This window comes from Natronoarchaeum rubrum, assembly GCF_024494695.1.
The window spans coordinates 307,748-321,836 of record NZ_JANHDP010000001.1; the positions used below are offsets into that span (position 1 = coordinate 307,748).

At 67.2% G+C, this 14,089-nt stretch carries 19 protein-coding genes, 1 tRNA gene and 1 other RNA gene; 11 read left to right on the forward strand and 10 right to left on the reverse strand.

Annotated elements, in window-relative coordinates; all coding sequences use genetic code 11:
• The first annotated feature begins 22 nt into the window (after positions 1–22).
• Positions 23–1,168, forward strand: coding sequence for an ABC transporter ATP-binding protein (locus NO931_RS01650; RefSeq protein ID WP_256390884.1), 1,146 nt, complete (start codon positions 23–25; stop codon positions 1,166–1,168).
• A 43-nt stretch (positions 1,169–1,211) separates the two neighbouring features.
• On the opposite strand, the gene fen is transcribed toward NO931_RS01650, so the two are convergent.
• Together fen and NO931_RS01660 are read right to left on the reverse strand one after the other, a co-directional pair.
• A complete protein-coding gene (fen, locus tag NO931_RS01655) occupies positions 1,212–2,192 on the reverse strand; it encodes a flap endonuclease-1 (protein ID WP_256390885.1) in 981 nt (326 codons plus the stop codon).
• Positions 2,193–2,324: 132 nt separating this feature from the next.
• The gene (locus tag NO931_RS01660) at positions 2,325–2,927 is read right to left on the reverse strand and encodes a GNAT family N-acetyltransferase (protein ID WP_256390886.1); all 603 of its coding nucleotides are present in this window, start codon (positions 2,925–2,927) and stop codon (positions 2,325–2,327) included.
• A gap of 83 nt (positions 2,928–3,010) precedes the next feature.
• Here NO931_RS01660 and NO931_RS01665 point away from each other — a divergent pair, with 83 nt between their 5' ends.
• Positions 3,011–3,415, forward strand: coding sequence for a hypothetical protein (locus NO931_RS01665; RefSeq protein ID WP_256390887.1), 405 nt, complete (start codon positions 3,011–3,013; stop codon positions 3,413–3,415).
• A 124-nt stretch (positions 3,416–3,539) separates the two neighbouring features.
• On the opposite strand, the gene NO931_RS01670 is transcribed toward NO931_RS01665, so the two are convergent.
• Positions 3,540–3,914 carry a DUF7344 domain-containing protein gene (locus NO931_RS01670; protein WP_256390888.1) on the reverse strand — a complete coding sequence of 125 codons (375 nt, stop codon included), beginning with the start codon at positions 3,912–3,914 and terminating at the stop codon, positions 3,540–3,542.
• Between the two features lie 274 nt (positions 3,915–4,188).
• Here NO931_RS01670 and NO931_RS01675 point away from each other — a divergent pair, with 274 nt between their 5' ends.
• The 3 genes from NO931_RS01675 (at position 4,189) to NO931_RS01685 (ending at position 5,696) form a co-directional block, all read left to right on the forward strand.
• Positions 4,189–4,461, forward strand: a complete 273-nt coding sequence (locus NO931_RS01675) for a ribonuclease P protein component 4 (protein WP_256390889.1) — start codon at positions 4,189–4,191, stop codon at positions 4,459–4,461.
• A gap of 114 nt (positions 4,462–4,575) precedes the next feature.
• On the forward strand, positions 4,576–4,821 hold the full coding sequence (locus NO931_RS01680) for a YhbY family RNA-binding protein (protein ID WP_256390890.1): 246 nt from the start codon (positions 4,576–4,578) through the stop codon (positions 4,819–4,821).
• Positions 4,821–5,696: a mechanosensitive ion channel family protein gene (locus tag NO931_RS01685; protein ID WP_256390891.1), complete on the forward strand. Its 876-nt coding sequence runs from the start codon at positions 4,821–4,823 to the stop codon at positions 5,694–5,696. Before NO931_RS01680 ends, NO931_RS01685 begins: the two co-directional genes overlap by 1 nt.
• Before the next feature lie 156 nt (positions 5,697–5,852).
• Here the strand turns inward: NO931_RS01685 and ffs are convergent.
• Positions 5,853–6,164, reverse strand: an RNA gene (gene ffs / locus NO931_RS01690) — signal recognition particle sRNA.
• 167 nt (positions 6,165–6,331) lie between these two features.
• Positions 6,332–6,751 carry a DUF7548 family protein gene (locus tag NO931_RS01695; RefSeq protein WP_256390892.1) on the reverse strand — a complete coding sequence of 140 codons (420 nt, stop codon included), beginning with the start codon at positions 6,749–6,751 and terminating at the stop codon, positions 6,332–6,334.
• A 100-nt stretch (positions 6,752–6,851) separates the two neighbouring features.
• Between NO931_RS01695 and NO931_RS01700 the strand changes: the two genes are divergently transcribed.
• Positions 6,852–7,202, forward strand: coding sequence for a DUF5798 family protein (locus tag NO931_RS01700; RefSeq protein ID WP_256390893.1), 351 nt, complete (start codon positions 6,852–6,854; stop codon positions 7,200–7,202).
• A 27-nt stretch (positions 7,203–7,229) separates the two neighbouring features.
• On the opposite strand, the gene NO931_RS01705 is transcribed toward NO931_RS01700, so the two are convergent.
• From NO931_RS01705 to NO931_RS01715, 3 genes are all read right to left on the reverse strand, one after another.
• Entirely contained in the window at positions 7,230–7,637 is a 408-nt protein-coding gene (locus NO931_RS01705) for a CoA-binding protein (RefSeq protein WP_256390894.1), read from the reverse strand.
• A 47-nt stretch (positions 7,638–7,684) separates the two neighbouring features.
• A complete protein-coding gene (locus NO931_RS01710; RefSeq protein ID WP_256390895.1) occupies positions 7,685–8,302 on the reverse strand; it encodes an RAD55 family ATPase in 618 nt (205 codons plus the stop codon).
• Positions 8,303–8,443: 141 nt separating this feature from the next.
• A complete protein-coding gene (locus tag NO931_RS01715) occupies positions 8,444–9,298 on the reverse strand; it encodes a geranylgeranylglycerol-phosphate geranylgeranyltransferase (protein ID WP_256390896.1) in 855 nt (284 codons plus the stop codon).
• Positions 9,299–9,394: 96 nt separating this feature from the next.
• Between NO931_RS01715 and NO931_RS01720 the strand changes: the two genes are divergently transcribed.
• A tRNA-Arg gene (locus NO931_RS01720) sits at positions 9,395–9,469 on the forward strand.
• 170 nt (positions 9,470–9,639) lie between these two features.
• The gene (locus tag NO931_RS01725; protein ID WP_256390897.1) at positions 9,640–10,056 is read left to right on the forward strand and encodes a DoxX family protein; all 417 of its coding nucleotides are present in this window, start codon (positions 9,640–9,642) and stop codon (positions 10,054–10,056) included.
• A gap of 19 nt (positions 10,057–10,075) precedes the next feature.
• Here NO931_RS01725 and NO931_RS01730 read toward each other — a convergent pair whose 3' ends face one another.
• Positions 10,076–10,711 carry an SDR family oxidoreductase gene (locus tag NO931_RS01730; protein ID WP_256390898.1) on the reverse strand — a complete coding sequence of 212 codons (636 nt, stop codon included), beginning with the start codon at positions 10,709–10,711 and terminating at the stop codon, positions 10,076–10,078.
• 124 nt (positions 10,712–10,835) lie between these two features.
• Between NO931_RS01730 and NO931_RS01735 the strand changes: the two genes are divergently transcribed.
• Both NO931_RS01735 and NO931_RS01740 read left to right on the forward strand, forming a co-directional pair.
• Entirely contained in the window at positions 10,836–11,063 is a 228-nt protein-coding gene (locus tag NO931_RS01735; protein WP_256390899.1) for a hypothetical protein, read from the forward strand.
• An 86-nt stretch (positions 11,064–11,149) separates the two neighbouring features.
• A complete protein-coding gene (locus NO931_RS01740) occupies positions 11,150–11,569 on the forward strand; it encodes a VOC family protein (protein ID WP_256390900.1) in 420 nt (139 codons plus the stop codon).
• A gap of 31 nt (positions 11,570–11,600) precedes the next feature.
• Here the strand turns inward: NO931_RS01740 and NO931_RS01745 are convergent, their stop codons facing one another.
• A complete protein-coding gene (locus tag NO931_RS01745; RefSeq protein ID WP_256390901.1) occupies positions 11,601–12,719 on the reverse strand; it encodes an aminotransferase class V-fold PLP-dependent enzyme in 1,119 nt (372 codons plus the stop codon).
• Between the two features lie 93 nt (positions 12,720–12,812).
• Between NO931_RS01745 and NO931_RS01750 the strand changes: the two genes are divergently transcribed.
• A complete protein-coding gene (locus NO931_RS01750; RefSeq protein WP_256390902.1) occupies positions 12,813–14,087 on the forward strand; it encodes an outer membrane protein assembly factor BamB family protein in 1,275 nt (424 codons plus the stop codon).
• The last annotated feature ends 2 nt before the right edge of the window (positions 14,088–14,089 follow it).

Below are 14,089 nucleotides of genomic sequence, written 5' to 3' on the forward strand. Positions count from 1 at the left end.
TCTACCAAACGGAGGTACAACGATGGCTGATCTGAAGCTCGACAACGTAACGAAAGTGTTCACCGACGACGACGGTTCGGATATCGTCGCCGTCGACGACGTGTCGTTCGACATCGAAGACGGCGAGTTCCTCGTGCTGGTCGGCCCCTCGGGCTGTGGGAAGTCCACGACGCTGCGAATGGTCGCCGGGCTCGAAACGGTCACGAGTGGGCGGATCTCGCTGGGCGGGACGAACCTGGTCGGCCGGGATCCCCAGGACCGGGACATCGCGATGGTGTTCCAGTCCTACGCGCTGTATCCCCACATGACCGTTCAGGAGAACATGAGCTTCGGGCTCGAGGAGTCGACGGACATGGCCGACGACGAGATCGAGCGCCGCGTCTCGGAGACGGCCGAGATGATGGGTATCGGCGACCTGCTCGACCGGAAACCCGGCGAACTCTCGGGTGGCCAGCAACAGCGCGTCGCGCTCGGCCGGGCGATCGTCCGGGAACCCGAAGTGTTCCTGATGGACGAGCCGCTCTCGAATCTCGACGCCAAGCTGCGCTCGCAGATGCGCACCGAGCTCCAGCGCCTTCAGGAGGATCTGGGGACGACGACGATCTACGTCACCCACGATCAGACCGAGGCGATGACGATGGCGAACAAGATCGCGATCCTCGACGACGGGCAGCTCCAGCAGGTCGGCACGCCACTGGAGTGTTACCACGAGCCCTCGAATCTGTTCGTCGCGGGCTTTATCGGCGAGCCGTCGATGAACTTCTTCGACGTCGAACGGGTCGGCGAGAAGCTCGTCCACGACAAGTTCGAGTACGCGCTCTCCGACGACACCGTCGAGGCGATCTCGGACAGGAGCGATCTCGTGCTCGGGATCCGCCCCGAAGACATCGAGCTCAGGACCGAGGGCGGCGAGCGCCACGACTTCGACACCGTCGTCGACGTCGTCGAGCCGATGGGCGACGAGAACAACGTCTACCTGCAGTTCGGTGAAGGCGGCGACGAGGAGACGTTCGTCGCTAACATCAGCGGGATGCAACACGTCGAGCCCGGCCAGCCGATCGTCGCGCACATCCCCGAGGACGCGATTCACGTGTTCGATCGGTCGTCGGGCAACGCGCTCCGGAACCGCAAACTCGACGACGTCGAGGAGCTGTCCGTCCAGCTCTAAACCGGTTCGCCGTTCGATTCACTTTCTTTGCGACGCCACCCGGTCAGGTCCACCTGTCGAGCCCGGTCTGGGTCACCGACTCCTCGATTCGCTCGAAGCCCCGAGAAACCTCGTCGGCGTCGACGCCCCACTCCTCGCAGACGAACCGGCGCGCGGCGTCGACGTCCGGCGCGGGATCGGCGTCGAACGCGTAGTCGTCCTCGACCGGCGGGTCCAGAAATAGCGAGCGCAGCCGATCCGCGTTCTCGACGTGGGCGTCCTTGGCGTCCAGCGCGCCCCAGAGATCGCCGTGGTCTCTGACGAGCGAGACGGCGGTCTTCGGCCCGACGCCGTCGACGCCCGGGTTGAAGTCGGTGCCACAGAGAATGCCGACGTCGACGAGTTGCTCCCACGTCAGGTCGTGTTTCGCCAGCGTCGCCTCGAAGTCCATGCGCTCGGGATCGCCCTTGCTGGTGAGTTGGCGCAGCGTGACGGGGGCGCCGAAGAGTAAGGCGTCGTAGTCCTCGGTGCCGGCGTAATCCACGTCGCCGACGCGTGCCATGTGAGCTGCCTGGGCCTCGCCCTCGGCGGGCGCCTCGACGATCGGCACGTCGAGCAGTTCGAGCAACTCGCGCGAGGTCTCGTGGATCGTCTCGGTTAGGCGCTGGGTCTGGGAGTCCAGTCGCGCAACGGCGACGTCGTCGCCGCGCTCTCTGGCGTCTTCGAGCTTCTCCTCGCGAGCCTCGCGAGCCTCGCGGCGCGACTCGATCTCGTCGCTCTTGAGATCCGTCGGCGCCCCGTCGAACACGAACACCGGCGAGAGATCGTTCTCGAAGAACTTCGGTAGCCCCTGGACGATGCCGACGAGGTTCGCGACCTCCGTGCCGCCGTCGGTCGTGTAGGCCCCGTCGGCGGTGAACCGCACCGTCGTCGTCAGGTAGCGGTACAGCCAGTTGTGCGCGTCGACGGCGACGACCGAACCCTCCAGTTCGTCGAACGCCACCGACTCGATCGCGGCGAGGTCGCGGAGCGCGGAGTTACCCATTTGCTCGGGGTAGGAATCGGGAGGATTTGAAGATGGTCCTTCCGCGGCGACGCCGGGCTCGCCCGCGGCTCGTCGAGCCGTTCAGGGGTCGGATCGCTCGCGGCTCGTCGGGTCGTTCAGGACCCGGATCGCTCACGACTCGTCGAGTTCGATCGGCTCGGGCGGCGCGGCGTCGAGCCGTGCGGCGACGAACTCGCGTTCGGCGTCGCTCAGCACGTCGCGACCGCGGTACGTCCGCAGCCCGTCGCGGTACTGTTCGACCCGGTTGCCGGCGTCGTGGCGTCCCAGCGCCGACTCCGGCGGGTGTTCCATGACGAGTTCGGCGATTCCCGTTTGCTCGCCGGTGTAGCCGAACCCGGCCTTCCAGGCGGCCTCGTAAGCGAAGGGGTTGTTCACCGCGATCCTGACGCGCTCGTAGCCGCGGCTCGTCGCTCGCTCGACGGTCCACCGGAGCAGCCGCGGTCCGAGCCCCTCGCCGCGCCGATCCGCCCGGACGGTGACGTACCGGAACCACAGCGTTTCGGCGTCGGTCCGATCCTCGTTGAACGCGACGGCTCCGAGGACGGCGTCGGAGTCGTCGTCCCGCTTGTCGTCGGTGATCGCCGCGTCGGCGTCCGACAGCACCACCGCCTTCCCGGTGCTGGACATGACGAACTTGCCGGCGTAGCTGAACCGCTCGTGATCGAGCGAGAGCGTCGGTCCGTCGCCCGGCCAGCCAAGCACCGCGAAACTCATGAGCGACGCTACGGCCTCGGCGCCGGTAAGTGCCCCGGAGCCGGACGAAAACCCTTTTCGGTCCGGCGGATGAATCGGGTGACATGGCCGAAGACGAATCCCCGAACGACGAAGCCGAGGCCGAACAGGACGGCGAGGAGAAGTCGTTCCGCGAGCGCGTCGAGGAGATCCGAGAGAAGCGCGCCGAGGAAGCCGAGGAGGGTGAGGGCCCGCCCGAGGGCGGCATGGAAGAGATGATGGGCGGCGGCCCGCCCGGCGGCATGGGCGGCGGGGGCGGAAACCCGTTCGCACAGATGATGAGCGGCATGATGGGCGGCGGCCCCGGCGGCGCCGGTCCGGGCGGCCCCGGCGGTCCGGGCGGCCGCGGCGGCGCCGAAGAGAGCCCCGGCAACGAGGAACTCACCCGCGAGGTCCGACAGCTCCGCGACGAAGTGCGCGACGCGACCCGACAGCTCCAGCGCATCGCCGACGCGCTCGAAGACGACTGATCGGCCGCTCCTCGCGAGCGCTCGACGACGGTACTTTTCGCGGCGGTCTCTCCCACACCCCTGACCAGCGGTTACGACGTGACTTGAGACCGCGAGTTCGGTAGAAGGAGGCGGACGCCGCTGTTTAGGGTTCCGCGAAGTGCTGGGTCAGGATGTCGGCGACGAGCTGGAAGTTCTCCCCGGCCGCGACCATATCCAGTTCCTGATCGTACGCCACGACGTCGGCCTCCGCGAGCTTGGGAACGTCGGAGTGGTACAGCATCATGTACGTGTCCCTGACGCGCTCCGGATCGATTTCCGTGATATCGGCGTCGGACTGGGCGACGGTCACCTCCTCGGCTATGTCGGGCAGGCTGACGCGGTCGTGCCTGTAGACGAGCCACAGCGCGTGTCTGCGCCGATGGTTCGAGAGGAGTTCGAAGGCGCGACTCTTGGAGACTGTCGACCGACTTTCGTCGGTCGTCTCCTCGGCCTCACGCCCGGAGCGATCGTCGTTCATTACACGTCGATACCGGGCTTAGGGGCATACGTATTGTGGTTCGTCGCCAACGGTGATAGTTCGCGAGAGCGCCTGTAAAGCCTTTCTGTGGGCAGCTTGCTCCCTCTCTCGGCTCAGGAGGAAACGCCGCCGCAGGATCGCCACAGCGGCGTCTCACGGTGGCGAAAGCAAAAAATACTTGTTCCCCTCGCAAAGTTTGGTCAGTGGGGCAACACGGGACGTCCTCTCTCCTTGTCCTGGCTGCCCCGGAATCCCCCACTCCCCCCACTTTCCGATGACTCTCGCAGACGAGCGCATCGAGCGACTTCACGAGTTGGCACGGGCCGCGACCGACGAGTGCGATCGGGACCGCGCCCGGTACTACGTGCGACTGGCGAGACGGATCGCCGAGCGCCAGCGGCGACCGTTCCCCAGATCGTTCGAGCGGTCGACCTGCGACGCCTGCGACGCGTACCTGCGTCCCGGCAAGAACGCCAGGACGCGACTGCAGGACGGCCACGTCGTCGTCACCTGCGACTGCGGCAGCCAGTCGCGGTACCCGTACTGAGTCCGTCGCAGCACGTCGATTTCGCCCACGCCGGCGGAACGACCCGCCGAGACGACCATTTTCGCTGCGAGATACCCAAGAGTGAAACCGTTTCACTCCAAACAGAGGACCATCATGGCCCACGAAGACTTACAACAGAAGGCCCACGATCTTGATGTCACCGTCTGGGTCGGGAAGAGCGGCGTCGAGTCGGTGGTCGACGAACTCGCCGACCAGCTCGACGACCGCGATCTCGTGAAGGTGAAGTTCCTCCGGGCTGCCCGCGGCGGGACCTCGACCGAGGAACTGGCTGCTGACCTCGCCGACCGAGTCGACGCTGACCTGCTCCGCACCCGCGGGCACACAGCGGTGATGCACTGATGGGCGTCATCGCCGTCGCCCTCGAAAACGTCGGCATCCCGGTCGTCGTCGCACAGACCCTCGAGTCGGCGGCGCTGTTTCTGATCGCCTTCGGCGTCGTGTACGTTCTGGGCAAGGCGGTCGTGATGCCGCTGGTCGGGCGGACGCTCGACCGGCGCGACCTCGACGATCACGCCAAGAAGCCGCTCTTGCGCCTCGCCTGGGGATTGGTGCTGTTCGCGGCAGTGGGTGTCGCGTTCGCCGCCGGCGGATTCGGTAACATCCTCACGTCGCTGGCGACGATCGCCGCCGCCGCCGCGTTGGCGATCGGGCTGGCGACGCAGAACGTCATCAGCAACTTCGTCTCCGGCGTGTTCATCTACGCCGACAAGCCGTTCCGCATCGGCGACTGGATCGAGTGGAACGACAACTCCGGCGTCGTCGAAGACATCAGCCTGCGCGTCACCCGCGTGCGGACGTTCGACAACGAACTGCTGACGGTGCCGAACTCGGATCTGACGAGCAACGTCGTCAAGAACCCCGTCGCCAAGGAAAAGCTCCGACTGAAGTTCGTCTTCGGCATCGGCTACGACGACGACATCCAGCAGGCGACCGACATCATCGTCGAGGAAGCGGAGAACCACCCCGACATCATGGACGATCCCGCGCCGACGGTTCGCCTGACGGAGCTGAACTCCTCGGACGTCGGCCTCCAGTCCCGCATCTGGATCGATCAACCGAGTCGTGCCGACTACGTCAAGACGCGCGGCGAGTACGTCACCAACGTCAAAGCTCGCTTCGACGAGGTTGGCATCGACATCCCGTACCCACAGCGCGAGCTCAGCGGCGATCTCGCGATGGCCGGGATGGCAGAGACGCCTCAGCCCGCCGAGTAGATCGGGCTCGCTTTCCTTTCCCGCAGTTTCGACGGCTGATAGCGGCGCCGTAACCATCGGGACCAGCGGGAGGCACCACGTTCGCGACGCTCGGGCGTCGAACGGCAGAACTGAAAGACGGCGCTCGCGCTCGGCGACTGAATACGAAGTATGAATGGACGGACGCCCGGGGTTGCCCGGCGTTCCCGGCCGGGGAAGCCCGGTTGCCTCCTCCACCCCGCGACCCATCGAGCGACCATCGTCCGGCGGTCCGCTGCTCGCTTCCGCGCCTGACGGTGTGGCGCCGGCGAATCGCGACGGGACGTCCCTGCGGACGATCGTCGCGAACCGTGGCCCCCGATGGACGAGGCTTCCACGTCGGCTCCCGGGGCCCGGACGGGTCTGTCCGGACGCACCCAGGGTTCGGCCCCCGCTGAAGACCATAGTGCGGGTTTCGAGCAGGGCCTAACTGCCCGGCCTAGTCCAGATCAATCTATCCGCCGGCATCTTAAGGACCTTTCGACTCGGTTCGTCGCTCGCCCCGACGCCGTCGCGTGATCGTCGCCGCGGTCGAGTGGCCGGAACTCACCGCCGACGAGAATCGTCGCTCACGTATCGTCGAACGTCGGCATCGCCGCGTCGGCGTCGCCGGCGCTTCAGACGAGGTCGAGCGCCCGAACGTACCAGAGCGCGCTGCCCATCACACCGATCGCGGCGACGGCCAGCAGCCAGCGGTGGTACGCGAGCCACGTGGCCGTACCGAGCTGCTGGACCAGGTCCGCGGGCACCGCAACGGCCCAGTACAGCGCGATCGCGGCCGTCGCGACGCCGAACACGAGCGTCGCGCCCGCGGCCGTGACGGGATCGGTCCGCCCCTGGCGCCCGGCCGCGAACGCGACGATCGAGAGCAGTCCCAGCATCGCGATCGGCCACGGACCGACGACGCCGTGGGCGTAGTACGTCTGGACCCCGGAGATTTCGGCGCTCGACAGGACGACGAAGGGAACGAACACGACGAGCACCGTGACGACGCTCGCGACGATGCCCGCCGTCGGCGGCGTCCGGACGGTAGCCATACGCGCCACTGGGAGCGCACACTGCATAAGGACGGCGTTCGACGACGCTGTGGGTCGATCGATCGGAAAGCCCACAAAGGCCCGGCACGAACCCGCGCCCATGGGACTCGGCTCCACCGCGAAGAAGGTCCAGAAACTCGGCGACCTCGCCGAAAAGCTCTACGCGCAGCTCAAGGACGTCCGCGAGCGCGTCATCTCGCTCGAACGACAGGTAGAGGAGTCCAACGAGCGCGTCTCGGCGCTCGAAACCGACTCCGAGAAACAGCTCGTCTTGCTCAAGGCGATCGCCGAGGAGCAGGGCATCGACGCCGATCAGGTGCTCGCCGACGCGGCGATCGACGAGGCCGAGACCGACGCCGAAGACGCCGACGCGGAGCCGGCGACGGACGACGGGACGTCCTCGGACGAGGAGTCCTCGGCTTCGTCGGAGTCGCCGAGCGCCGACGCCTGACGCTCCGGTCGTCGCCAGCGAGCGATTCTACCGGCGGCGCTTTCCGTGTTCGACCTTGATGCAACGATCCTGTACCACTAACTTGTCGGCCTCGCGGGCGCGCGCTGCCGCTTCGTCGTCCGCGATGCCCAGCTGGGTCCAGATCACGTCTACGTCGTCGCGCTCGATCGCCGCGTCGACGATTCCGGCGACCTCCTCGCTGGGTCGGAACACGTCGACGACGTCGACAGATTCCTCGACGTCGGCCAGCGAGTCGTACGCCCGCCGGCCGAAGATCTCGTCGGCGTAGGGGTTGACCGGAACGACCTCGTAACCGTGCTCGAGCAGGTAGTTCGGAATCTCGTGGGCGTCTTTGCCGGGCGTCGACGAGCAGCCCACGACGGCGATCACGCCGGCGTCGAGGGCGGTTTCGATCGCAGTTTCTTCGGCGGACATGGATACACGAAGGGGCTACGGGGAGAAAAGCGCTTGCGAGGGGTCGCTCAAGCGATTCGGAGCGTCGGGGTGTCGACGTCGTCCTCGCTGACTTCGATGACGCCGTCGAACAGTTGCTTCAGGGTGTTCATCGTCTGGTCGTCGTGGGCAGTCGAGTCGATCACGTACAACCCGAGCGCGTCGGCGCTCTGGACGCGCCCGGTGAACACGTGCAGGAAACGAAAGACGGTCTGGAGATCGGAGTACATCAGCAGTGTCGACACGGAGTGCAACAGGACGCGATTTTTCGTGAGCCCGCGGCGCTCGTAGAACTCCTGCAGGAACTCGGAGAGCTTGATACCGATCCCGGTCATATCGACGGGCGAGGAGGCGTACTTTAACTGCGGGCTGTCCTCGACGTTACCCACCCCGCGTTGCTTCGTGACGCAGTCGACGATCCCGACCGGCTTGCCTTCGACGTCGTCGACGCGCTTCTCGTACTCGTCGAGGATCTTGTCTCCGCCGTCTTTCGTCGTGACGGTGATCGTTCCTTCTCCCTGGTCGGTTCCATTCGCAAGAATGTCGAGCGCGAGACGGCGTTTCCCCGCCATCGGGGGGCCGGTGATCAGCAGATTCGTGCCGGGATCGAGTTCAGCGTCCGGGAGGACGTCGGCCAAGTCATACATAGTATCCCTCGTGTGGCGGGGACAGCCGGATGTCGGCTGCCGTATCGCGGAGAGTCTTGATGTTAACCTACAGTGACCGGCATATATTACTTTTGATTACCGGAGTGTCAGGCCGGATTCTTGTGGCCTACGCCGTCCCTGTCAGGCCTGTGCCCCTGCCACGACGACGGCACGGCCGACGACGAACGCCAGCGCCGCGACGAACATTCCGTACTTGAGATACTGCTGCCCGGTCGTCGGATCGTCGTAGCTCTTGACCACTGCCGCCAGCATCACGGCGTCGGCGGGGACCACGACGAGCAGATACGCCGCCCCGAAGATCTCGAAGAGGTAGGGCAGGGGACTCGCCGCGACGGCGACGACCAGCAGCGCGGCCGCGACGTGTAGCGACCGGCGCTCGCCGATCGCGATCGGCAGCGTGTTGAGCCCCTCCTCGCGGTCGCCCGCGATGTCCTCGACGTCCTTGACGATCTCGCGGGTCAGTGTCGATAGCGCGGCCAGCGCGAACAACACGGCCGAGGGCCCGACGTTGCCCACCGCGGCGCCGCCGAACAGAAACGCGCTCCCGCCGAGATACGCCACGACCGCGTTGCCGACGCCAGGTAGCCCCTTGAACAGCTTCGTGTACGCGACCAGCGCGAGAAGATTGACGGCTGCGATCGCCAGCGCGAGCCGCGGCAGCGTCAGCGCGAGCACGATCGCGCCGGCGAACAGCACCAAACTGAACGTCAGCGCGCCTCGGGAGCTCACCGCACCGCGCGGAATGGGGCGTCCGGGCTGGTTGATACGGTCGATCTCCCGATCGAAGTAGTCGTTGATCGCGTTGCCCGCGCCGGTCGCCAGCGCCGTGGCCGAGATCGCCGCGACGGCGTCGATCGGCCGGTCGACGACGCCGCCGGCGACGAACGCACCCACGAACGTCAGCACACCCGCCGCGACGGCGTTCCCCGGCCGCGTCAACTCGACGTAGCCCCGAATCCGGGCTCCGACACTCATACCCGCTACTGTCCGACCGCCCCCGAATAAATGACCCGGTCCCCGTACAGGGAAATCAGTGGGTTTAAATCCGGCTCGGCCGGACTGATGTGCACAGGGCGCTTAGCTCAGTTTGGACAGAGTACTTGGCTTCGGACCAAGCTGTCGCGGGTTCAAATCCTGCAGCGCCCATTTTCCCGACGAATAGACGTGCGGAGTGGAATCTGTCCCTCGAATGGATTTGACTCACACAAACGCTCGCCGCGCTCGCGTCTGCACCGGAGTCGAATCCTGCAGCGCATACCACATTCTCCCACTGAAGAGCGAAACCGTTTCAGTGCTGTGAGAGGTAGCCCGTGACGATGAAGGATGTACTACGCCGGTTCAAACGCCCGTTGCTCTATCTGATGGCACCGGCGTACGTCGTCGCCGGCGTCCTGCACTTCGTCGTGCCGGAGTTGTACGTCCAGATCGTACCGCCGATCTTTCCGGCGGCGCTCGCGCTCGTCTATCTGTCCGGCCTCGCCGAAATCGCCGTCGGAATCGGGCTGTTGCTCCCGCGAACGCGGCAGTACGCGGCGTGGGCGACGGTCGCGTTACTCGTCGCGATCTTCCCCGCAAACGTCTACATGGCGACCCACGGCGTCGTCATCGACGGATTGCCGGGCGGGGGCGATCCCTCCGCGATCGTTCGCTGGGGTCGGCTCCCGCTCCAGGGCGTGCTGATTCTCTGGGCGCTCTGGTACACCCGACCGTCGCCCGAAACGGATCCTCAGTGACGCCGACGATCGTCGCGACTCAGTTCTCTACCGGACTTCGTAGCGCTTCCTCGATCTGGTCGTCGCCAGCGGCGAGTTCGAACGTCGTCTCGTGGGTTTCGGCTTCTCCGAGCGCGGCGACCAGCGTCCGGGCGACGTCCTCGCGCGGGATGTCGACGCCGTCCCGATCGAGATTGCGACCAGTTTTGATCCGACCGGTGCCGTCCTCGTCGGTCAGGGGGCCGGGCCGGACGATCGTGTACGTCAGGTCGCTCTCCCGCAGGTACTCGTCGGCCTCGCCCTTCGCCCGGAGATACTCCCGCAGCGCCTCGGGGCTGTTCTCCGGTTGGTCGGCGTTGATCGAGCTGAGCAGCACGAACCGATCGACGCTCCGAGATTCGGCCTCGTCGACGAGTCCGATCGCACCGTCGCGGTCGACGCCCCACACGTCCTCGCCGCCGGATCCCGCGGCGAAGATCACCGCGTCGACGCCCTCGACGGCGTGCGAGACGTCGCCGGTCAGGTCCGCGACGACCGGCTCGGCGCCGATCGACTCGATATCAGACGCTTGAGACTCTTTGCGCACCATCCCGCGAACGTCGTGGTCGCTGTTCGCGAGCGACGCCGTCACGTGTTGGCCGACCTGTCCGTGCGAGCCGGCGACGAGCACGTTCATACTCGTGACGTCGGTCGGCGTCGTGAAGAAAGTAGGCCGGAGCAGACGCCAACACCTCGAATTCCTGTACGGTAGCGGGCAGTCAACCACAAGAGCCATGCCCTCCACGGGGTGCGGAGAGAGCATGGACGCATCTCACGACGCGTACCGCAGCGTCACCTCGGCGGCCCTCGAACCCGGAACGACGGTGCTGTACCGCCACCGATCGGGCGATTCACTGGCGACCGTCACCGAGGCGACCGACGAGCACGTCGCGTTCGCGGGCGACGACTGCGACGGCCACTTCCCGCGCGAGCAGATCGACCGGATGCTCGGGGACGGCCGGCTCGTTCTCGTTCTCGGCGAGGACTGATCGCGACGCCGCGGACTCGCCGACGCGACGATTCGAATCGGCCGGGAGTCGAAGCCGTTTTTCGGGTGGCCCGCGGCTGCACTGGTATGCCAGACCCCAGCGCACACCACTTCGGCGTGACGGTGACCGACCTCGACCGATCGATCGAGTTCTACCGCGACGTGCTCGGCCTCGACGTGCTCGCCCGTTTCTCGGTGTCGGGCGAGGAGTTCGCCACCGGCGTCGGCGTCGAGGGCGCCGCCGGGACGTTCGCCCACCTCGATGCTGACGGCGCGCGCGTCGAACTCGTCGAGTACGAGCCCGAGGGCGAGGACGCGACGGGCGGCGCGATCAACCAGGCCGGCGCCAAGCACCTGGGACTGGAGGTCGAAGACCTCGACGCGACCTACGAGGCGCTTCCGAACGACGTCGAGACGCTGAGCGAGCCACAGACGACCGAGAGCGGAACGCGGATCCTCTTCGTTCGGGACCCGGACGACAACCTGATCGAACTGCTCGAACCGTAGCGTCGGCGCCCGAATCGAATCTAGCTCCTGATCACCACTCCTCGTCGAGCGCGTCGAGCAACAGATCGACGTCTTCCTCGGTGTTGACGGCGTGGACCGAGGCTCTGACCGCTTCGGGATCGGGCAGGTCCCGGATCACGATTCCGGCGTCCTCGAGTCGCTCGACGGTCGTCTCGGGATCGTCGACGTCGATTGTGACCAGCCCCGATTCGGGCTCGGCGGGACTCAGAAGCCGCTCCTCCGGGACGCCGTCGGCGAGCCGGCCGGCCAGGCGCGCGATGCGGTCCTCGATCGCTCCGAGGCCGAGCTCCTCGCAGACGTCTATCGCCTCGCCGAGTGCGGCGTACGGCGCGGGGCTGGTCGTTCCGACCTCGAAGCGCGCGGCGCCGTCCTGAAACTGCCAGTCGTCTGCGTCCGGTTCCTCGACGCTCCGGTAGCCGACCGACCCGGGTTCGAGGTCCGCCACCGCGTCGTCGTCGACGTAGAGAAACCCGGCGCCCCAGATCCCGAGTAGCCATTTGTGGCCGGCCGCGGCGACGGCGTCTGCGCCCCATTCGTCGACGTCGAGCGGCGCCTGGCCGGGGACCTGAACGGCGTCGACCAGCGCCAGCGCGCCGGCCTCGTGTGCGGCGTCGACCAGTTCGGAAACCGGAAGCTGGGTGCCGTAGTTCCACGAGAGCGCGCTGAAGCAGGCCAGTTTCGCGCCCTCGACGGCTTCGCGGAACTCCTCGACGTCGATCCGCCCCCGGTCGGTCTCGACGACGCGCACCTCGACGCCGCGACGGCGTTCGAGGCGCTCCCAGGGCAGGACGCCGGCGGGGTGTTCGAGGTCGGTGCGAACGACGACGTCGCCCGGCTCCCACTCGACGGCGCCCGCGATCCGGTTGATCCCGTCGGTCGTGCTCTGGGTGAGCGCGATCTCGTCGGCATCGGCGCAGACGAAGTCGGCGACACGCTCCCGAACATCGTCGTACAGGTCGAACGCCGCGGGGTACATCCCTTCGGCGACGGGCGCCTCGAACTCGTGGTGCTCCAGGCAGGACTCGGCCGCGTCGACGACGCGGCGGGGGCTCGGCCCGCTCGCGCCGAAGTTCATGTACGCGGTCTCGTCGAGCGCCGGCACGTCGGCGCGGAGTTCTTCGGGGGTCATGCGCGATACTACGGTCGCCTGACGTGAAAACGGCGTCGCGACGCCGAGGCCGAACGCGTAGCCTTTTTCGACGCTGCCGGACAAGTTCCGGCGATGAAGCGAACCACGGTCGTCGCCGTCGTTCTGGTGTTCGCCGTGCTGGTCGCCGGCCTCGTCGTCGGCATCGTGCAGTTCGCCGACGACGGCGGGACCCTCGAAGAGCAGTGGGTCAGCGACACGGCTCGCGATCACACGGGGAACCACCACCCCGTCGCGGTCGTCGAACGCGCGGGCGGCGCGGACGTGATCGCGCCGATCAACGACGTCGGCGACGACGCGAGCATGACGCCGACCTCGTGCGCGCTGACGTCGCTCGACGGCGGGACCGGCGAGATCGACTGGCAGGCCGGAATGCCGATCGAGCACTGCCACATCCACACGTTCTCGGATCCGAGAATCGCGGACGTGACCGGCGACGGTACGCCGGACGTGCTCGTCGGGACGGGTCGGAGGGCACTCGTCGCGTACGATGGAACCGACGGATCCGAACTCTGGGACCGCGGGTTCGAGAACATCGGCTACAGCCGCCCCGTGCTCGTCGACCTGACCGACGCTCCCGGCGAGGAGGTCGTCGCGGTCGACTTCCGCGGGAACGCCTACGCCGTCGCGTCCGACGGGACGCCGCTGTGGCACCGCGCGCTGAACGGGACCGTCTGGGCCGAACCGGCGGTCGGTGACTTCACCGGCGACGGTACGACTGAGATCGCGGTCGGCTCCGCCGAGGGCGCGGTCGGCTCCGACGAGGGCGTCGTCCTACTGGCGGCCGACGGAACGGTCGAGCGCCGGATCGACATCCCGGTCTTCAGCATGGTCGACGCTGACGTGGACGCCGACGGTCGGCCCGAACTCGTCGTCGCGACGCCCGGTAACGACGGCGACGTCGTCGCCGCGCTCGATCCCGAATCCGGCGAGCGAGCGTGGACGGTCACCACGGAGGGCGATCCGAGAGTCAGCGCCGTCGGCGACGGGGACGGCGACGGCGACCCGGAGGCGTACGTCTCGGTTCGCGGCGGGCGCGTCGTCGCGCTCGATGCCGCGTCGGGCGACCGCGAGTGGGAGACGGAGATCTCGGTCGGCGGTGACACCATCGTTCCGGCGCCGAGCCTCGGCGATGTCGACGGCGACGACGAGCCGGAACTCGCCGTCGCGGCGGCGAACGGCCTCGTCGCGGTGCTCGATCCCTCGAGCGGCGACGAACTCGCCGCCTACGAGCGCGACGTTCCCGTCTTGGCGCCCCCGACGCCGGGCGACATCGACGGCGACGGCGACGAGGAACTCCTCGCAATCTACAGCGACGGGCGCGTCGTCGCGCTGAACTACGAGGCGTGACC

What these genes read in the sequence shown, in the direction of transcription:
- NO931_RS01750 (WP_256390902.1), top strand. Translation starts at nt 12,813, where the DNA reads ATGAAGCGAACCACGGTCGTCGCCGTCGTTCTGGTGTTCGCCGTGCTG.
- NO931_RS01715 (WP_256390896.1), bottom strand. Translation starts at nt 9,298, where the DNA reads ATGAGTGTCGGAGCCCGGATTCGGGGCTACGTCGAGTTGACGCGGCCG.
- NO931_RS01695 (WP_256390892.1), bottom strand. Translation starts at nt 6,751, where the DNA reads ATGGCTACCGTCCGGACGCCGCCGACGGCGGGCATCGTCGCGAGCGTC.
- NO931_RS01665 (WP_256390887.1), top strand. Translation starts at nt 3,011, where the DNA reads ATGGCCGAAGACGAATCCCCGAACGACGAAGCCGAGGCCGAACAGGAC.
- NO931_RS01670 (WP_256390888.1), bottom strand. Translation starts at nt 3,914, where the DNA reads ATGAACGACGATCGCTCCGGGCGTGAGGCCGAGGAGACGACCGACGAA.
- NO931_RS01745 (WP_256390901.1), bottom strand. Translation starts at nt 12,719, where the DNA reads ATGACCCCCGAAGAACTCCGCGCCGACGTGCCGGCGCTCGACGAGACC.
- NO931_RS01700 (WP_256390893.1), top strand. Translation starts at nt 6,852, where the DNA reads ATGGGACTCGGCTCCACCGCGAAGAAGGTCCAGAAACTCGGCGACCTC.
- NO931_RS01730 (WP_256390898.1), bottom strand. Translation starts at nt 10,711, where the DNA reads ATGAACGTGCTCGTCGCCGGCTCGCACGGACAGGTCGGCCAACACGTG.
- NO931_RS01650 (WP_256390884.1), top strand. Translation starts at nt 23, where the DNA reads ATGGCTGATCTGAAGCTCGACAACGTAACGAAAGTGTTCACCGACGAC.
- NO931_RS01740 (WP_256390900.1), top strand. Translation starts at nt 11,150, where the DNA reads ATGCCAGACCCCAGCGCACACCACTTCGGCGTGACGGTGACCGACCTC.
- NO931_RS01685 (WP_256390891.1), top strand. Translation starts at nt 4,821, where the DNA reads ATGGGCGTCATCGCCGTCGCCCTCGAAAACGTCGGCATCCCGGTCGTC.
- fen (WP_256390885.1), bottom strand. Translation starts at nt 2,192, where the DNA reads ATGGGTAACTCCGCGCTCCGCGACCTCGCCGCGATCGAGTCGGTGGCG.
- NO931_RS01680 (WP_256390890.1), top strand. Translation starts at nt 4,576, where the DNA reads ATGGCCCACGAAGACTTACAACAGAAGGCCCACGATCTTGATGTCACC.
- NO931_RS01710 (WP_256390895.1), bottom strand. Translation starts at nt 8,302, where the DNA reads ATGTATGACTTGGCCGACGTCCTCCCGGACGCTGAACTCGATCCCGGC.
- NO931_RS01735 (WP_256390899.1), top strand. Translation starts at nt 10,836, where the DNA reads ATGGACGCATCTCACGACGCGTACCGCAGCGTCACCTCGGCGGCCCTC.
- NO931_RS01725 (WP_256390897.1), top strand. Translation starts at nt 9,640, where the DNA reads ATGAAGGATGTACTACGCCGGTTCAAACGCCCGTTGCTCTATCTGATG.
- NO931_RS01705 (WP_256390894.1), bottom strand. Translation starts at nt 7,637, where the DNA reads ATGTCCGCCGAAGAAACTGCGATCGAAACCGCCCTCGACGCCGGCGTG.
- NO931_RS01675 (WP_256390889.1), top strand. Translation starts at nt 4,189, where the DNA reads ATGACTCTCGCAGACGAGCGCATCGAGCGACTTCACGAGTTGGCACGG.
- NO931_RS01660 (WP_256390886.1), bottom strand. Translation starts at nt 2,927, where the DNA reads ATGAGTTTCGCGGTGCTTGGCTGGCCGGGCGACGGACCGACGCTCTCG.